This window comes from Streptomyces triticisoli, from assembly GCF_003270085.1.
Classification (GTDB): Bacteria; Actinomycetota; Actinomycetes; order Streptomycetales; family Streptomycetaceae; genus Streptomyces; species Streptomyces triticisoli.
The window spans coordinates 1-15,619 of the sequence record NZ_QFDQ01000008.1 but is presented as its reverse complement, the minus strand read 5'-3'; the positions used below and the strand labels follow the sequence as shown (position 1 = coordinate 15,619).

General features: G+C 72.0%; 15 protein-coding genes. 8 read left to right on the top strand and 7 right to left on the bottom strand.

Going from position 1 to position 15,619, the window contains the following annotated elements:
- The 3 genes from DEP02_RS01905 to DEP02_RS01895 form a co-directional block, all read left to right on the top strand.
- Window positions 1-404, top strand: a 404-nt coding sequence (locus DEP02_RS01905) for an SH3 domain-containing protein (protein ID WP_112465554.1), incomplete at its 5' end; no start/stop codon positions are given.
- 43 nt (window positions 405-447) lie between these two features.
- Entirely contained in the window at window positions 448-1,809 is a 1,362-nt protein-coding gene (locus DEP02_RS01900; protein WP_112465553.1) for an FtsW/RodA/SpoVE family cell cycle protein, read from the top strand.
- 19 nt (window positions 1,810-1,828) lie between these two features.
- Window positions 1,829-3,298 carry a penicillin-binding transpeptidase domain-containing protein gene (locus tag DEP02_RS01895; protein ID WP_157977354.1) on the top strand — a complete coding sequence of 490 codons (1,470 nt, stop codon included), beginning with the start codon at window positions 1,829-1,831 and terminating at the stop codon, window positions 3,296-3,298.
- A gap of 14 nt (window positions 3,299-3,312) precedes the next feature.
- On the opposite strand, the gene DEP02_RS01890 is transcribed toward DEP02_RS01895, so the two are convergent.
- Together DEP02_RS01890 and DEP02_RS01885 are read right to left on the bottom strand one after the other, a co-directional pair.
- Window positions 3,313-3,912, bottom strand: coding sequence for a Uma2 family endonuclease (locus DEP02_RS01890; protein WP_112465551.1), 600 nt, complete (start codon window positions 3,910-3,912; stop codon window positions 3,313-3,315).
- Between the two features lie 80 nt (window positions 3,913-3,992).
- Window positions 3,993-5,105 carry a ferritin-like domain-containing protein gene (locus tag DEP02_RS01885; RefSeq protein WP_112465550.1) on the bottom strand — a complete coding sequence of 371 codons (1,113 nt, stop codon included), beginning with the start codon at window positions 5,103-5,105 and terminating at the stop codon, window positions 3,993-3,995.
- A 134-nt stretch (window positions 5,106-5,239) separates the two neighbouring features.
- On the opposite strand from DEP02_RS01885, the gene DEP02_RS01880 reads away from it, so the two are divergent.
- The 4 genes from DEP02_RS01880 to DEP02_RS01865 all read left to right on the top strand — a co-directional run bounded on the left by DEP02_RS01880 (window position 5,240) and on the right by DEP02_RS01865 (window position 8,538).
- A complete protein-coding gene (locus tag DEP02_RS01880; protein WP_112465549.1) occupies window positions 5,240-6,178 on the top strand; it encodes an AurF N-oxygenase family protein in 939 nt (312 codons plus the stop codon).
- A gap of 33 nt (window positions 6,179-6,211) precedes the next feature.
- Window positions 6,212-6,871, top strand: a complete 660-nt coding sequence (locus DEP02_RS01875; RefSeq protein ID WP_112465548.1) for a TetR/AcrR family transcriptional regulator — start codon at window positions 6,212-6,214, stop codon at window positions 6,869-6,871.
- A gap of 10 nt (window positions 6,872-6,881) precedes the next feature.
- Complete coding sequence (locus tag DEP02_RS01870; RefSeq protein WP_112465547.1) at window positions 6,882-7,184, top strand: DUF8847 domain-containing protein; 303 nt, start codon at window positions 6,882-6,884, stop codon at window positions 7,182-7,184.
- A 112-nt stretch (window positions 7,185-7,296) separates the two neighbouring features.
- Window positions 7,297-8,538: a C40 family peptidase gene (locus tag DEP02_RS01865; RefSeq protein ID WP_112465546.1), complete on the top strand. Its 1,242-nt coding sequence runs from the start codon at window positions 7,297-7,299 to the stop codon at window positions 8,536-8,538.
- Here the strand turns inward: DEP02_RS01865 and DEP02_RS01860 are convergent.
- From DEP02_RS01860 to DEP02_RS01840, 5 genes are all read right to left on the bottom strand, one after another.
- Window positions 8,502-9,764 carry a styrene monooxygenase/indole monooxygenase family protein gene (locus DEP02_RS01860; protein WP_112465545.1) on the bottom strand — a complete coding sequence of 421 codons (1,263 nt, stop codon included), beginning with the start codon at window positions 9,762-9,764 and terminating at the stop codon, window positions 8,502-8,504. The genes DEP02_RS01865 and DEP02_RS01860 overlap by 37 nt on opposite strands.
- 100 nt (window positions 9,765-9,864) lie before the next feature.
- A complete protein-coding gene (locus DEP02_RS01855; RefSeq protein WP_438947715.1) occupies window positions 9,865-10,545 on the bottom strand; it encodes a GTP-binding protein in 681 nt (226 codons plus the stop codon).
- A complete protein-coding gene (locus DEP02_RS01850; protein WP_112465544.1) occupies window positions 10,526-10,939 on the bottom strand; it encodes a DUF742 domain-containing protein in 414 nt (137 codons plus the stop codon). The genes DEP02_RS01855 and DEP02_RS01850 overlap by 20 nt, the downstream gene beginning before the upstream one ends.
- A complete protein-coding gene (locus tag DEP02_RS01845; RefSeq protein WP_112465543.1) occupies window positions 10,936-11,451 on the bottom strand; it encodes a roadblock/LC7 domain-containing protein in 516 nt (171 codons plus the stop codon). Before DEP02_RS01845 ends, DEP02_RS01850 begins: the two co-directional genes overlap by 4 nt.
- Window positions 11,448-14,231, bottom strand: coding sequence for a sensor histidine kinase (locus tag DEP02_RS01840; protein WP_198668246.1), 2,784 nt, complete (start codon window positions 14,229-14,231; stop codon window positions 11,448-11,450). Before DEP02_RS01840 ends, DEP02_RS01845 begins: the two co-directional genes overlap by 4 nt.
- A 409-nt stretch (window positions 14,232-14,640) precedes the next feature.
- Between DEP02_RS01840 and DEP02_RS01835 the strand changes: the two genes are divergently transcribed.
- Entirely contained in the window at window positions 14,641-15,429 is a 789-nt protein-coding gene (locus tag DEP02_RS01835) for a protein phosphatase 2C domain-containing protein (RefSeq protein ID WP_112465542.1), read from the top strand.
- Window positions 15,430-15,619 lie beyond the last annotated feature (190 nt).

Here is a 15,619-nt window from a genome sequence, read left to right as displayed (position 1 = left end):
CCGCCGGCGACGACGGCCGTGGCGGGACCCCGGGCAGCCCCGGCGGCAGCCCGAGCGCCGACGCGCACCGGGCGGCCGCGCAGCACGCCGGCGTGCACGGCGACCGGGGCGTGCACGGTGATTGGGGCGCGCACGGTGATTGGGGCACGCACGGTGATTGGGGCTCGCGCTTCCACCGGGGGATCGTCGTGGCCCGCGGCGGGGTCGCCCTGCACAGCCGGCCGGATTTCCACAGCCGGGTGCTGCGGATCGCACGGCCCGGCCAGACCGTCTGGATCTTCTGCCGGACGCTGGGCCAGGACGTGCACGGCAGCCGCGTGTGGTACCTGCTCGCGGACCGTGCCTGGGCCTGGGCCCCGGCGCGCGCCATCGCGACCGTCGAGCCTGCGCCACGCTGGTGCTGACAGCCGGCGCGGACAGTCCCTTCCTTTTGGGTAACTTCCGGACATGACCAAGGCCGGAACCACCGTGGCGGCGGCGGACCCGTCCGCGACCGCCGTCCGTCTCCCCCGGCGCCGCGGTGTCGAACTCGCCCTCATCGTGCCCGCCGTCCTGCTGCCGGTGTACGGCTACTGCGCCGTCGGTCTGGCGCGGTACGGCACCGTCCCGCCCGGCGCCGCCGGTTACGGCGCCGGACTCGCCGTGCTCGCGCTGCTCGCGCACCTCGTGGTGCGGCTGCGGGCGCCGTACGCCGACCCGCTGCTGCTGCCCATCGGGGTGCTGCTCAACGGGCTGGGCCTGGTGCTGATCTACCGGCTCGATCTGGAGACCCCGGGCCACGAGGCCGCGCCCGCCCAGCTGGTGTGGTCCACGCTGGGCGTGGCGCTGTTCATCCTGGTGGTGCTCGTGCTGCGCGACCACCGGTGGCTCCAGCGCTACGCCTACGTCTGTGTGGTCGCCGCGCTCGCGCTGCTCACGCTGCCCATCTGCTTCCCCGCCGTCAACGGAGCCCGCATCTGGGTCCGGCTCGGCGGCCTGTCCATCCAGCCGGGCGAGTTCGCGAAGGTGCTGCTGGCGGTGTTCTTCGCCGCGTATCTGGCCGCCAACCGCAGCGCGCTGGCGTACGCGGGACGGCAGGTGTGGCGGCTGCAGCTGCCCACCGGCCGGGTGCTCGGGCCGGTGGTGGCGATCTGGCTGCTGAGCGTCGGCGTGCTGGTCCTGGAACGGGACCTGGGCACCTCGCTGCTGTTCTTCGGGCTGTTCGTGGTCCTGCTGTACGTCGCCACCGGGCGCACCGGCTGGATCGCGGTCGGGCTGCTGCTCGCCGTGGCCGGGGCGGTCACGGTCGGCCGGCTGGAGCCACACGTGCGCGGCCGGATCGGGGAGTGGCTGCACCCGTTCGCGTCCATCGAGGCCGGTCAGGGGCCGGGGCAGGTGGCCCAGTCACTGTTCTCGTTCGCGGCGGGCGGAGTGACCGGCACCGGGCTGGGCCGCGGCCACTCGATCCTCGTCGGCTTCGCCGTCAAGTCGGACTTCATCCTGGCCACCGCCGGGGAGGAACTGGGGCTGGCCGGGCTGTCCGCCGTCTTCCTGCTGTACGCCCTGCTCGTCGAGCGCGGCTATCGGGCGGGGCTCGCCCTGCGCGACCCCTTCGGCCGGCTGCTCGCGATCGGGCTGGCCTCGCTGGTGGCGCTCCAGGTGTTCGTGATCGCGGGCGGGGTGACCGGGCTGATCCCGCTGACCGGCCTGGCGATGCCGTTCCTGGCGCAGGGCGGCTCGTCGGTCGTCACCAACTGGACGATCGTGGCGCTGCTGATCCGGGTGAGCCATGTGGCGCGCCGGCAGTACGACGGGAGGGTGGCCCCATGAGCGGGCGGGAGGGCGTCCGGTGACCCGGCACATCCGGCATGCCGCCGCCTTCTGCGTCCTGCTGCTGGTGGCGCTCCTGGTGAACACGGCGTGGCTGCAGGTGCTGCAGGGACCGTCGTACGGTGGGAATCCGGCCAACCGCCGTCCCGCCATCGCCCGTTACCAGCAGCCGCGTGGCGAGATCCTGGTGGGTGGCCGGCCGGTGACCGGCTCCAGGGACACCGGGGAGCAACTGCGCTACGAACGGACGTACACGGACGGGCCGTTGTACGCGCCGGTCACCGGGTTCGCCTCCCAGTTGTACGGGACGACGTTCCTGGAGCACACCGAGGACGGTGTGCTGGCGGGGACCGATCCGATGCTGTCGGGGTTCCCGCTGTGGCGGGACGTCACGCGGGGGCGGCCGCCGGGCGGCCACGTGGTGACGACGCTCGACCCGGCCGCGCAGCGGGCCGCGTTCGACGGTCTGGGGGCGCGCAAGGGGGCGGTCGCGGCGATCGAGCCGACGACGGGGCGCATCCTGGCGCTGGTGTCCACGCCGTCGTACGACCCTGCGGAGCTGTCCGGGAACGGGCCGGCGGTGGCGGCGGCGTGGGCGCGGCTGAACCACGATCCGGAGCAGCCGATGCTGAACCGGGCGGTGCGGCAGACGTATCCGCCGGGGTCGACGTTCAAGGTGGTCACCGCGGCGGCGGCGCTGGACGCGGGCGTGGTGACGGATCTGGACTCACGGACCGACTCGCCGGACCCCTACCGGCTGCCGGGCACCACCACGCGGCTGGTCAACGAGGCCGACGGCTGCGAGAACGCGTCCCTGCGGCATGCCTTCACGTGGTCGTGCAACACGGTGTTCGCGAAGCTGGGGGTGGACGTGGGGGTGGACGGCATGCGGGCCGCGGCGGAGGGGTTCGGCTTCAATGACGAGGGGTTGAGGGTCCCCTTCCCGGTGGCGCCCAGCACCTTCGACACGCACGTGGACCGGGCGCAGCTCGCGCTGTCGTCGATCGGGCAGTACAACACGCGGGCCACACCGCTGCAGATGGCGATGGTGGCGGCCGCGGTCGCCGGCGGCGGGCAGGCTCGGGCGCCGTACCTCGTGGAGCGCACGACACGCCGGAGCGGGGGCACGGTGTCCGCGGCCGGTTCCCGGCCGGTGCGGCAGGTGATGCGTCCGACGACCGCGGCGCGGCTGCGGGAGCTGATGACCGGCGTGGTCACCGACGGCACCGGCCGGAACGCGGCGATCCCCGGCGCCACCGTGGGCGGCAAGACCGGCACCGCCCAGCACGGCCTGGGCAACTCGGGTACGCCGTACGCCTGGTGCATCTCCTGGGCCCGGGCCGACGACGCCATGGAGCCGGGGGTCGCCGTCGCCGTGGTGGTGGAGGACGCGTCGGCACGGCGCGGCGACATCAGCGGAGGCGGCACGGCGGCGCCGATCGCGAGGGCGGTGATGACGGCGGTACTGCGTTCGCCGCCGGCGGGGTGAGGGCCGCGGGGACGCTAGCGGCGGCGGTTGACGGCGGTGAGGTCGATGTCGATGTCGAACGGAACCGCCAGCTTCAGGCGGTTCCGGTAGACCCCGTTGGGGATGTACGACCTGGTGACGGAGTCGAGCTCGTAGACATAGACGACGGGAAGGCCCTGCTCCTCCTCGACCCGCCAGTAGTGCGGGATTCCCGCCTCGGCGTACTTGCGGGGCTTGACCTCGCGGTCGCGCGCCACGGAATCCTCGGACACGACCTCGACGGCGATCACGACGTCCTCCGGCCGGTACCAGGTCTGCTTCGGGCCGGCGTCGGCGTCCGCACGGAACACCAGGACATCGGGCTCCGGCCGATTGCGCTTGTTGAGCTTGATGGTCATCTCCCGGATGACGTCCAGCTCATCCGGGACCTGATCCAGCAGGGTGTTGTCCAGCAAGCGAATGGCACGCGAGTGGAAGTTGGTCTGCGGACTCACGAAGACAAGGCTCCCGTCGATCAGCTCCGTGTGCGGAGGCAGGTTCGGGAGCCGGTCCAGGTCGTCCGCCGTCCAGCCGCCGGCCGGCGGACGGGGCCACTCGTAGTCCTCGTCCAGCCCGTACTCGCGTGCGGCGCTCATGATTACTCCCATGCGACGGAGTCTGCTGGTACGTCCAGCGTACCGAGGCGCATATGCCGACTCGTCCTCCGATCGAGTGTTCAACCGCCGAGACGTTGACCTTGCTCGATCGCCTCCTCCACCTCCGCCACCCGCTCCCGCTCCTCCGCCGCGAAGCGTTCCGCGTCCAGCTTCTCCGCGATCTCCTCGTCCTGGGCCATCAGCCGGTCCAGGTTGGAGTCGCCCATCTCGAAGACGCCCATGTCGACGTAGGCCTGCTGGAGGCGTTTGCCCCACAGGCCGATGTCCTTGACGCAGGGGACGATGCGGCTGAAGAGCAACCGGCGGAAGAGGTGCAGGAATTCGGAGCGTTCGCTCAGTTCTTCCGCCTCCGCCTTCGGGATGCCGAAGTTCTCCAGGACTTCGACGCCGCGCAGGCGGTCCCGCATCAGGTAGCAGCCCTCGATGACGAACTCCTCGCGTTCGCGCAGTTCGGCGTCGGTGAGCTGCTGGTAGTAGTCGCGCAGGGCCATGCGGCCGAAGGCCACGTGGCGGGCCTCGTCCTGCATGACGTAGGCGAGGATCTGCTTGGGCAGCGGCTTGTTCGTGGTGTCGCGGATCATGCCGAAGGCCGCCAGCGCCAGCCCCTCGATCAGGACCTGCATGCCCAGGTACGGCATGTCCCAGCGGCTGTCGCGCAGGGTGTCGCCGAGGAGTGACTGGAGGTTGTCGTTGATCGGGTAGACCATCCCGATCTTCTCGTGCAGGAAGCGGCCGTAGACCTCGGCGTGCCGGGCCTCGTCCATGGTCTGGGTCGCCGAGTAGAACTTGGCGTCCAGGTCGGGGACGGACTCCACGATCCGCGCGGCGCAGATCATCGCGCCCTGCTCACCGTGCAGGAACTGGCTGAACTGCCAGGACGCGAAGTGCCGGCGCAGCTCGCCCTTGTCCCGGTCGGTCATCCTCGCCCAGTACGGCGTGCCGTAGAGGGTCATCGCCTCCTCGGGGGTGCCGAGCGGGTCGTACGGGTCCACCTCCAGGTCCCAGTCGATCCGCTTCTGCCCGTCCCACTGCTTGTCCTTGCCCTTCTGGTAGAGGGCGAGGAGGCGTTCGCGGCCATCGTCGTACTCCCAGCTGAAGCGGGCGGCGCCGCTCGCGGGAACCTGCCAGTGCGGGTCCCCCGGGTTCCTGGCGTACAGGTCGTAGGTCGGCATACTTCGCAGGTTCACACGTAGACACCGAGTCAACAAGTCGTGTGCAAGGGATTGACGGGCTTGCTGACAGACAGTCTCATAAGGGTCGGAGAACCGATCCGGCCACATCCCGTGCGACGAGGTGGGGGACAGCCATGACGACCGTGACGGAAGCCGACGCGCTCGCCGGTGTGCGCGACGCGCTCGGCCTGCTCAAGGACCGGGAGCAGGTGGCCGAGCGGCTGCTCGACTCTTCCGCCAAGCACTCCTTCGACCCGGACGAGGAACTGGACTGGGACGCGCCCTTCGTGGAGGGCAAGTGGTTCTGGCCGCCGGAGCTGGTGTCGCTGTACGACACGCCGCTGTGGAAGCGGATGAGCGAGGAGCAGCGGATCCTGCTCTCCCAGCACGAGGCCGCCGCGCTCGCCTCGCTCGGCATCTGGTTCGAGCTCATCCTGATGCAGCTGCTCGTGCGGCACATCTACGACAAGGCGGCGACCAGCGCGCACGTGCGGTACGCGCTGACCGAGATCGAGGACGAGTGCCGTCACTCGAAGATGTTCGCCCGCGTGATCTCGCGCGGCGGCACGCCCTGGTACCCGGTGAGCCGGGTGCACCACAACCTCGGCCGGCTGTTCAAGACCGTCTCCACGACGCCCGGGTCCTTCACGGCGACCCTGCTCGGCGAGGAGGTCCTGGACTGGATGCAGCGGCTGACGTTCCCGGACGAGCGGGTGCAGCCGCTGATCCGGGGCGTGACGCGGATCCACGTGGTGGAGGAGGCGCGGCATGTGCGGTACGCCCGTGAGGAGCTGCGGCGGCAGATGGTGACCGCGCCGAAGTGGTCGCAGGAGTTCACCCGGATCACGTCGGGCGAGTTCGCCCGGGTGTTCTCCGTCGCCTTCATCAATCCCGAGGTCTACACGAACGTGGGGCTGGACAAGCGGCAGGCGATGGCCCAGGTGAAGGCGAGCGGGCATCGGCGGGAGGTCATGCAGACGGGGGCGAAGCGGCTGACGGACTTCCTGGACGACATCGGGGTGCTGCGGGGCGTCGGCCGACGGCTGTGGAAGTCGTCGGGGCTGCTGGCGTAACGAGCCACGGGCGGCACGGTTACGCTGCACGTCATGAGCCCTGCCGCCCCCACCCCCGCATACCGAAGGCTCAGTGTCGAGGAGCGGCGCGCCCAGCTGCTCGACGCGGCACTGTCCCTCTTCGCGCACCGGGTGCCCGAGGAGGTGTCGCTGGACGACGTGGCGGAGGCGGCCGGGGTGTCGCGGCCGCTGGTGTACCGGTACTTCCCCGGCGGCAAGCAGCAGCTGTACGAGGCCGCCCTGCGCTCCGCCGCCGAGGAGCTGCGGCACTGCTTCGACGAGCCGCACGAGGGCCCGCTGCTCCCCCGCCTCGCCCGCGCCCTGGACCGCTATCTGACCTTCGTCGACCAGCACGACGCCGGGTTCACCGCACTGCTCCAGGGCGGCAGCGTGGCGGAGACCTCCCGGACGACCGCCATCGTGGACGGGGTGCGCAGGGCCGCCTCCGAGCGCATCCTCAGCCACCTCCGGGTCACGGACCCCGGTCCACGGCTGCGCATGACCGTACGGATGTGGATCACCGCCGTGGAGGCCGCGTCCCTGATCTGGCTCGACGAGGGCAAGCAGCCGCCCGCCGAGGAGCTGCGGGACTGGCTGGTCGAGCAGTTCATGGCCGTGATGGGTGTGACCGCCGCCCGGGACGAACAGACCGCCGCCCTGGTGCGGCGCGTGCTGGCCTCCGAGGATGGCTGACACTGGTGCCGTGAAGAGCGAAGACACCCCGTTCGAGGGCGGGCCGATGGACGGGCGGGTCCTGCCCGTGCTGGTGGGGCCCACCGGGAACCCGCCGAAGACGTACCGCATCCCGGTGCCGGACGCCGCGGGCGGCCCGCCGACCGTGCTGGTCTACCGGCGGGTGCCGCGCGGGCACAGCAAGAGGCTGGGGCTGCCCCGGGGGTGGAAGTACGAGTTCGATCCCGAGGGAGGGGCGCGCGGCCGGCTGAAGTGGCCGTGGTCCAAGCCGGATCCCCGGGCCGTCCGCAAGCCGGGTGACACTCAGGGGTGACCTCGTTGCGCCATGTGGCGCAAGGGATGCGCACACAGTCGGTTCATACGTCTCATACGTCTAATCCTCACCGTGCGGAGCGGAAACGCCGCCCCGCACCGGAGGTGATGACGTGTCAGGAAGAGTGCCGCGTCTGCTGTGTTCGGCGGTGGTGGCGGCGCAGGCCGCCCTCGCACCGGTGACCGCCGTGGCCGTACCCGTCGTACCCACCGCACCCGCCGCACCCGCCGCACCCACCGTGCCCGCCGCACCCGCCGCACCCGCCGTGCCCGGCCCGTCCGCCGTCCCCGGCCCGCCCGCGCCCGGGCAGCGGTCCGTGGCCGAGCTGCTGACGGACCTCAGGACGCTGTACCGGCAGGCCGGGCAGGCCACCGAGACCTACAACGCCACCGAGGAGCAGCTGAAGAAGCAGCGCGCCGAGGTCGCCCGCCTCGACGCCGCCCTCGCCCGCGCCCGGCTCGCCCTGGACCGCAGCCGGGCGGAGGCGGGCCGGCTGGCCCGGCAGCAGTACCAGGACAGCACCACCGACCTGTCCTCGTACCTGCGGCTGCTGATGGCGCGCGACCCGCAGCAGGCCCTGGACCAGGGCCATGTGATCGGGCAGGCGGCGCGGGACCGGGTGGAGGCGGTCGACCGGCTGACCGCCGACGAGAAGAAGGCGGACTCCCTCGCCCGCGCCGCCCGCACGGCGTACGACGCCCAGCTCGCCCTCGCCCGGCGGCAGCAGCGGGCCCGGGACGACGTACGAGGGCGGCTGCACGACGTGGAGCGGCTGCTGGCCTCGCTCAGCGCCGAGCGGCTGGCGGCGCTCGCCGAGTTCGAGCGGAGCGGGATCGCCGGGGCCCAGCGGGCGTTCCTGGCCGACGGGGTGCTCAGCGGCCTGCGCACCCCGTCGCTCCAGGGCGAACAGGCCGTGCGCTATGCGGTGCGGCAGCTCGGCAAGCCGTACCAGTGGGGCGCGGCGGGCCCGCAGGCGTACGACTGCTCTGGCCTGACCTCGCAGGCCTGGGGCCACGCCGGGACGCCCATCCCGCGCACCAGCCAGGAGCAGTGGGCCCGACTGAAGCGCATTCCGCTGAGCGAACTGCGCCCCGGCGACCTGGTCGTCTACTTCCCCGAGGCCACCCACGTCGCCCTCTACCTCGGCGACGGCATGGTGGTGCAGGCGCCGCGGCCCGGCGCCAGGGTGAAGGTGTCGCCGGTCGCGGCCAACCCGGTCCTGGGGGCCGTACGGCCCGATCCGGGCGGGGCGCCGCTGCCGCGCTACGCGCCGCCGGAGATTCCGGCGAGCGCCCTGACCGGACCGGACGCGGGTCTCTACGCGGCGGACGCCCCGGCGACCTCGGCCAGGTAGGCCTGGGCCTTGTCGGGGTCGAAGAAGAAGTTCTCCAGGTCGGCCGGGTCGTCGAAGCAGTTGACGAAGCGGTCGGCGACCTGCTGGAACTCACCGCCCGCCCCGAGGAGGTTCAGGACGTGCTCGGGCGGCGGGGCCAGCATGGCGTTCGTCCACTTGGTGACGTGCTGGGCGGTGGCCCAGTAGCGGTCGAACGTCTGCTGCATCCACTCCTCGTCGAACGGCTTGTCGCCGTGTTCGAGGATCGCCGCCAGGTAGGTGGCGGCGCACTTGGAGGCCGAGTTGGAGCCCTGGCCGGTGATCGGGTCGTTGGCGACGACGACGTCCGCCACACCGAGGACCGCGCCGCCGCCGGGCAGGCGGCCGATCGGCTTGCGCACGGTCGGGGCGTAGCGGCCGGCCAGCGTGCCGTTCGCGTCCGTGAGCTCGACGCCGGCGGTCCGCGCGTGCTCCCAGGGCAGGAACGTCTTCATGAGGTCCAGCGTCAGCGCCAGGTGCTCGCCGGGGTCCTTGACCCCGCGGAAGGCGTCGAGCGGGCCGCCGGGGATGCCCTCCCAGAACAGGATGTCGGCGCGGCCGGAGAGAGTGTAGGTCGGCATGATGAACATCTCGCCGACACCGGGGACGATGTTGCAGCGGACCGCGTCGAAGTGCGGGTGCTCCGGGCGCGGGGCCAGGCCGTGCACGTACGCCACCGCCAGCGCGCGCTGCGGCTCGCGGTACGGGGAGCGGGAGGCGTCCCGCTCGAACATCGACACCAGCTCGCCCTTGCCCGCGGAGACGAGGACGAGGTCGTAGGCGCGGGAGAAGTAGTCCAGGTCGCCGACCGCGGCGCCGTGGATGACCAGCCGGCCGCCGCGCTGCTCGAACGTCTCCATCCAGCTGGCCATCTTCACCCGCTGGTCGACCGACTGCGCGTACCCGTCGAGCATGCCCACCCAGTCGATGGCGCGCTGCGTGGGGCCCGGGTCGTGGGAGCCGGGGGCGGCGACCGAGACCCCGAGTCCCTCGATGTTCGGCGCCTGGGATTCCCAGAAGGCCAGCTCCAGGTCGCGCTCGTGCTGGAGGGCGGTGTGGAACATGCACTGTGTCGACATGACCCGGCCGGTGCGGATCTCGTCCGCGGTCCGGTTCGACATCAGGGTGACCTCGTACCCGTGCGACTGGAGACCGAGGGCGAGCTGGAGACCGGACTGACCGGCCCCCACGACGAGTATTCTCCGCATGCGGGTGCTGCCTCCTACGGCTTCTGGGCTGCTCGCTGACTGACTGCTCGGGGCGGGTTCCGCGGGGCGGTCTCCGTGGGTTCCGCGGGCTCTGCCGGTTCTACTCGGGGGTCTCCTCGAGTGCGTGGGCCACGAGGGCCAGCAGGACCTCGATGGCCGAGATCCGCCGCCGGGCGTCCATGATCATGACAGGTATGTGCGCGGGGATCGTCAGCGCCTCCCGCACGTCCTCCGGCTCGAACACCTCGGTGTCGTCGAAGTGGTTGACGGCGACGACGTACGGCAGCCCGCAGCTCTCGAAGTAGTCCAGCGCCGGGAAGCAGTCCTTCAGGCGGCGGGTGTCGGCCATGACCACGGCACCGATCGCGCCCCGCACCAGGTCGTCCCACATGAACCAGAAACGCTGCTGGCCCGGCGTGCCGAACAGGTAGAGCACCAGGTCGTCGTCGAGCGTGATGCGGCCGTAGTCCATGGCGACCGTGGTGGTCACCTTGCTCGGCGTGGCGGTGAGGTCGTCGGTCTCCTCGCTCGCCTCGGTCATCAGCGCCTCGGTCTGCAGCGGCGTGATCTCCGAGACGGCGCCGACCAGCGTGGTCTTGCCCACGCCGAAGCCGCCGGCCACCACGATCTTGGTGGCGATCGGGGCGCGGGTGCGGTCCGTCTGCCAGGGCTTCAACTCCTCGTCGGGCTCGTCGACGAGCGGGGCGACGCCGGTGGCGTCGGTGACGGCGGTGGCGTCGGTGACGGCGGTGACGGCGGAGTCAGAGACGGCGGAGTCCACTCAGCACCCTTTCCAGCAGAACTCGGTCCGGCCGGCCCGTGCCGTGGCCGGTTCCGGTTCCGTACACACGGATCTTTCCCTGGTCCGCGAGGTCGCTCAGGAGCACGCGGACCACGCCGAGCGGCATCTTCAGCAGCGCGGCGATCTCGGCCACCGTGCGCATGCGGCGGCACAGTTCGACGATGGCCCGCATCTCCGGCATGACCCGGGTGGTGAGGGAGCCGTTCGCCAGTTCCTTGCGCTCCTCGGGCGCCTCCAGCGCGGCCACGAACGTCTCCACCAGGAGGACGTGACCGAAGCGGGTACGGCCGCCGGTGAGCGAGTAGGGACGGACCCGGGCAGGTTTGCGGTCGGCGCCGCGGACGGGGAGTTTCCTCTTCGGGGCGCTGCTCATCCGGCAGCTCCCTGGGGGCTCCCGTCGGCTTCGGACTCCAGGGATCTGCGCAGCTCGCTGCGGAGTTCCGGTGTCAGGACGTGTCCGGCGCGACCGACGAAGAGCGCCATGTGGTACGCGACGACGCTCATGTCGCACTCCGCGGAGCCGTGGACGCCGAGCAGCGAGCCGTCGCTGATCGACATGACGAACAGGCTGCCCTCGTCCATCGCGACCATGGTGTGCTTGACGGTGCCGGAGTCCATCAGCTTGGCGGCACCGACGGTGAGGCTGCCGATGCCGGAGACGATGGTGGCGAGGTCGGCGGCGGAGCCGCGGGGGCCGGTACGGGGCGCTTCGCGGGTCTGGCGGGCCTCGTCGTTCCTCCCTGGGTCGGAGGAGAGGAGCAGGAGGCCGTCGGAGGAGACCACGGCGACGGATTCGATGCCGGGGACCTCCTCCACGAGATTGGTCAGCAGCCAGTGCAGGTTGCGGGCCTCACTGCTCAGTCCGAAGGTGCTGGGCGCGGTCAACTGCTTGCCTCCTCGACTGTGCCCCCCGTTGTCCGGTCTGCGATCTCCGCCTCCACGTCGCGGTATCCCGCCTGTGCTCCCCGGTGGAAGCCGCCGAGGCGGCGGCGTAGCCCCTCGGCGTCGACGGAGGCGCTGCGCTGGCGGGGTGTCGCGGTGGGGGCGGTGATCCTCGGTGTGCGTTTGGGGAGGCCCTTGGCGGTGACGTGTTCTTCTGCTTCTTGGGTCTCGTCAGGGGTGCGCTGGTGCTCCGCCTCGACGGGTTCCTGCGGGAGCGGAGCGGGGGCGGCCGCCTCGGCTTCGCCGTCGGCCGGGTCGTTCTCCCCCGCACCGTCCGTGCGGGACTCGTCGTCGGCGGGGGCGGGCCGTGTCTGCGAGGGGTCTGCTCCGGCCGCCGGTCCCGCATGCGTCGGGTCCGGTTCCCCCGCCGGCGACGGGAGCAGGAGTTCCATCGTCATTTCGGCCGGGTGCTCCGGCACCGGCTGCTCCGCGGCGTCCACCGCCTTCTCCGCCAGGGCCACCAACGGGTCGGGGTCCTCGGCGCGGGCGGACAGGGCGTTGGAGTTGGCCTCGGCGTCGGCGCCCGGGAGGGACACGGTGGCCGTGTCGGCGGAGGGCGGGGCGGGTGCGGCGGAGGCGGAGGCGGACGTCAGGAGGGGCTGGGGGACGACCACGACCGCCGCGGTGCCGCCCTGCTTCTGTTCACGCAGTTGGACGCGCACGCCGTGGCGGTCGGCGAGGCGGGCGACGACGTACAGGCCGAGGCCCAGGCCTTCCTCGCCCTCCTGGTCGTAGGAGATCTCCGGGTCGAAGTCGGTGAGGCGGGCGTTGAGGCGGGTCAGCCGGTCGGCGGGCATGCCGATGCCCTCGTCCTGGACGGAGAGCATGACCTCGCCGCTCTCCAGGAGCCAGCCGGAGACCTCGACGGGCTGGTCGGGCGGGGAGAACGAGGTGGCGTTCTCCATGAGTTCGGCCAGCAGGTGGGACAGGTCGTCCGCGGCGAAGCCGGCCACGTGGGCGTGCGGCGGCAGGGCGGCGATGCGGACACGTTCGTAGCGCTCGATCTCGCTGACCGCGGCGCGGACGACGTCGACCAGCGGGACCGGTCCGGCAGTGTGCTGGACGTGCTCGGTGCCGGCCAGCACGAGGAGGTTCTCGCTGTGCCGGCGCATGACCGTGGCGAAGTGGTCGAGCTTGAACAGCGTGGACAGGCGGTCCGGGTCCTGCTCGCTGTCCTCCAGGCCCTCGATGACGGTGAGCTGCCGCTCGACCAGCCCGAGCGTGCGCAGCGCCAGGTTGACGAAGGTGCCGCCGATGCCGGCGCGCAGCCGCTCCAGCCGGTCGGTGGACTCCTTCAGCTCGGCCTGGAGTTCCTCGCGGGCGTCGGCCATCTTCTGGCGCTGGCCGACCAGGTGCTTGCGGTCGGTCTCCAGGGTGGCGACCCGCTCGGCGAGGGCGGCGGCCTGCGCGTGCAGGGCGTTGACGGAGCGGACCACCTGCGCGAACTCGTCGTTGCGGCCGGTGAACTTGACGGGTTCCTCGGCGGTCGGGTCGGCCGCGCCCGCCAGCCGGGCCGAGCCCAGGCGCAGCACCGCCAGCGGGCGGGTCAGCGTGCGGGCGAGCGCGGTGGCGACGCCGAGGGTGACCAGCAGCAGTCCGCCGAGCAGGGCGATGCGGATCTCCAGCGAGGTGACGTCGTCGTCGCGGAGCTTCGCCAGGTCCTTGGTGCGGCGGTCGTAGAGGGAGGACTCCGCGCCGCGCATCAGGTCGACGCGGGCGCTGAGCGCGTCGTCGACCCTCTTGACGCCGGTGAGCAGCTCGCTGTCGGAGAGCGTCGGCTGGTCGGTGAGGGAGGTGAGGTACTTCTCGGCGGTGTCGACCTCGGGCCCGGTCACGGTGGAGTCGTACGACGCCTTGGCGTCCTGGGGCGCGGTGTCGCGGAACGCGGCGAGGGCCGCGTCCGAGCGCAGCCGGGCCTGCTGGGCGGCGGCGCTGAGGGCGTCGCGCTGCTTGGTGTCGGCCTCGGACCAGGTGGCGGTCTGCGTGGGCAGGCCGGTGACCGGGTTGATGACGGTCTGCGTGGAGTACGGCACGTTCAGGGCGGCGAGCAGCAGTCCGCGGGCGGCGGCGGCCTGCTGGACGGCCGTGTCGAGCTCGGCGAGCGCGTACGCTCCGGAGCCGGCGCGCGCCGGCATCCGCTCGGCCAGTTGTTCGGCGAGCTTGTGCAGTTCGGCGATGGCGGTGGAGTACGCCTGGTGGGCCTGCAGGGCGGTGCTCTGCCCGGTCAGCGCGGCGCGGCGCACGGCGGCGATGCCGTCGAGGTCCTTGCGCAGCCGGGCGGGCGTGTCGGGGTCGGCGCGCAGCTCGTCGACCTGGCGGTCCACGCGGGTGCTGCGCTGCTCGGAGGGCGCCTCGTTCTTGGGGCGGCCGGCGGCGAGGTAGGAGGTGACCTCGTCGCGTTCGTCGGCGAGCGAGTGGGCGAGGGTGAGCGCGTCCTGGGTCTGCCCGGCGAGCGTCACCAGTTCCTGGGAGTCGCCCAGCTGCCCGGAGGCGGCGATCACCGAGGGGGCGCCGGCGCCCGCCACGGCGGCGGCCACGACGGCGACGGCTGCGATCAGGCGGTTGCGTACGTGGGTGGGACGGCCCCTGCCCACGGGAGCAGCGGCGGACGTGCCGGGGGTGCCGGGCTTCTTGGGCGTGCCGGGCGTCTGCTCCGGGTCTCCTGCCAAGGCCGTCTGCTTGCCTGTGCGCCGAAGCCGCGTCTTCTGCACCGGTGCTCGCATTCCTGTACTCGTGTACTCATGGGCCCGGGTGGTGCCCCCGTCAGCCGGCGCGGACAGGTGCGTACACCCTCCCCCGCGCTCTCGGCTCCGCTCGGGCCTCGAGCAGGGGGCATCGGTTCCCGACCTTCCCAAGTGCCGGTGGGCGGTGGTCCTGCATCGTCCGACCGGCCACCCGAAGGAGTGAACCCCGGAGGGGAGTTGGCGGGCAAGTTCCTCCGGCGTGTGCCGCGGCCGTGTGCGACGGGCCGGTTGGACGTCTGCGACAGGCTTTGGCAGGATTCGCCACCACACCTTCCCGGAGCGATCCATTCCCGCCCAAAACAGGCGTCTGATCTGCGTCGCCGGGTCATTTCCCGGCCGGTCGCCCCCCTTTCGCAAACCTTGTGAAGGCCTCGTGCAGACTGACTGGATGCGCACTGAGGTTGTTTCGGAGCCCGGCCATCGCGACTGCCCCAACGAGGACTTCGCGAGTGTCGGACTACCCGCGTTTGGACAGGGTGGCTGCCTTGTCGTCCTGGACGGAGTGACGCCCCCGAGGACCGGGACGGGGTGCTCACATTCGGTCCCGTGGTTCACCGCCCGGCTCGGCGGGGCACTGACCGAACTGACCGTTTCCTGCCCAGATCTGACGCTGCCGGAGATTCTTTCGCGCGCGATTCGCCGTACCGCCGAACCGCACGCCGCGACCTGTGACCTTTCTCACCCGCGCACTCCGCAGGCGACCGTCGTTCTGGCGCGCTGGTCGGCGGAGGCGGTCGACTACCTGGTGCTGTCCGACTCGGTGCTCCTGCTGGAGTCCGCCGACGGCTCGGTCACCCCCGTCCTGGACGACCGGCTGGCCCGTCTCCCCCGGGCCTCGCTCGCCACCGACGCGCTCATCGACGCCGTCGTCCGCAACAAGGAGGGCGGCTTCTTCACCGCGGCGGCGGACCCCTCGGTGGCGGAGCGGGCCGTGACGGGCAGCGTGCCGCGCCACGAGGTCCGCGCACTGGCCGCGCTGACGGACGGGGCGGCGCGCTGGGTGGAGAAGTTCCGCGAGGGCGACTGGACGCGGTGCGTCGATCTCCTGCGGAAGGAGGGGGCGCGGGCGCTGGTGCAGCGGGTACGGGCCCTGGAGACGGCCGACAAGGAGGAGCGGACGTATCTCCGGCGCAGCAAGACCCACGACGACGCGACGGTGATCTTCGTGGAGCCGTGAGAACGGGGCGACGAGCCGGGAACCGGAAGGCCTGGCCCCAGGACCGGGAGCCGGTGACAACGGAGCCAAAGAGCCAGGAGCCAAGGACCAGGAACCGGAAGACCGGAGCCGAGGGCCGGGGCCGGGAGGCCGAGGGCCGGGGCCGGGAGGCCGAGGGCCGGGGCCGGGAGGCCGAGGGCCGGGGCCGGGA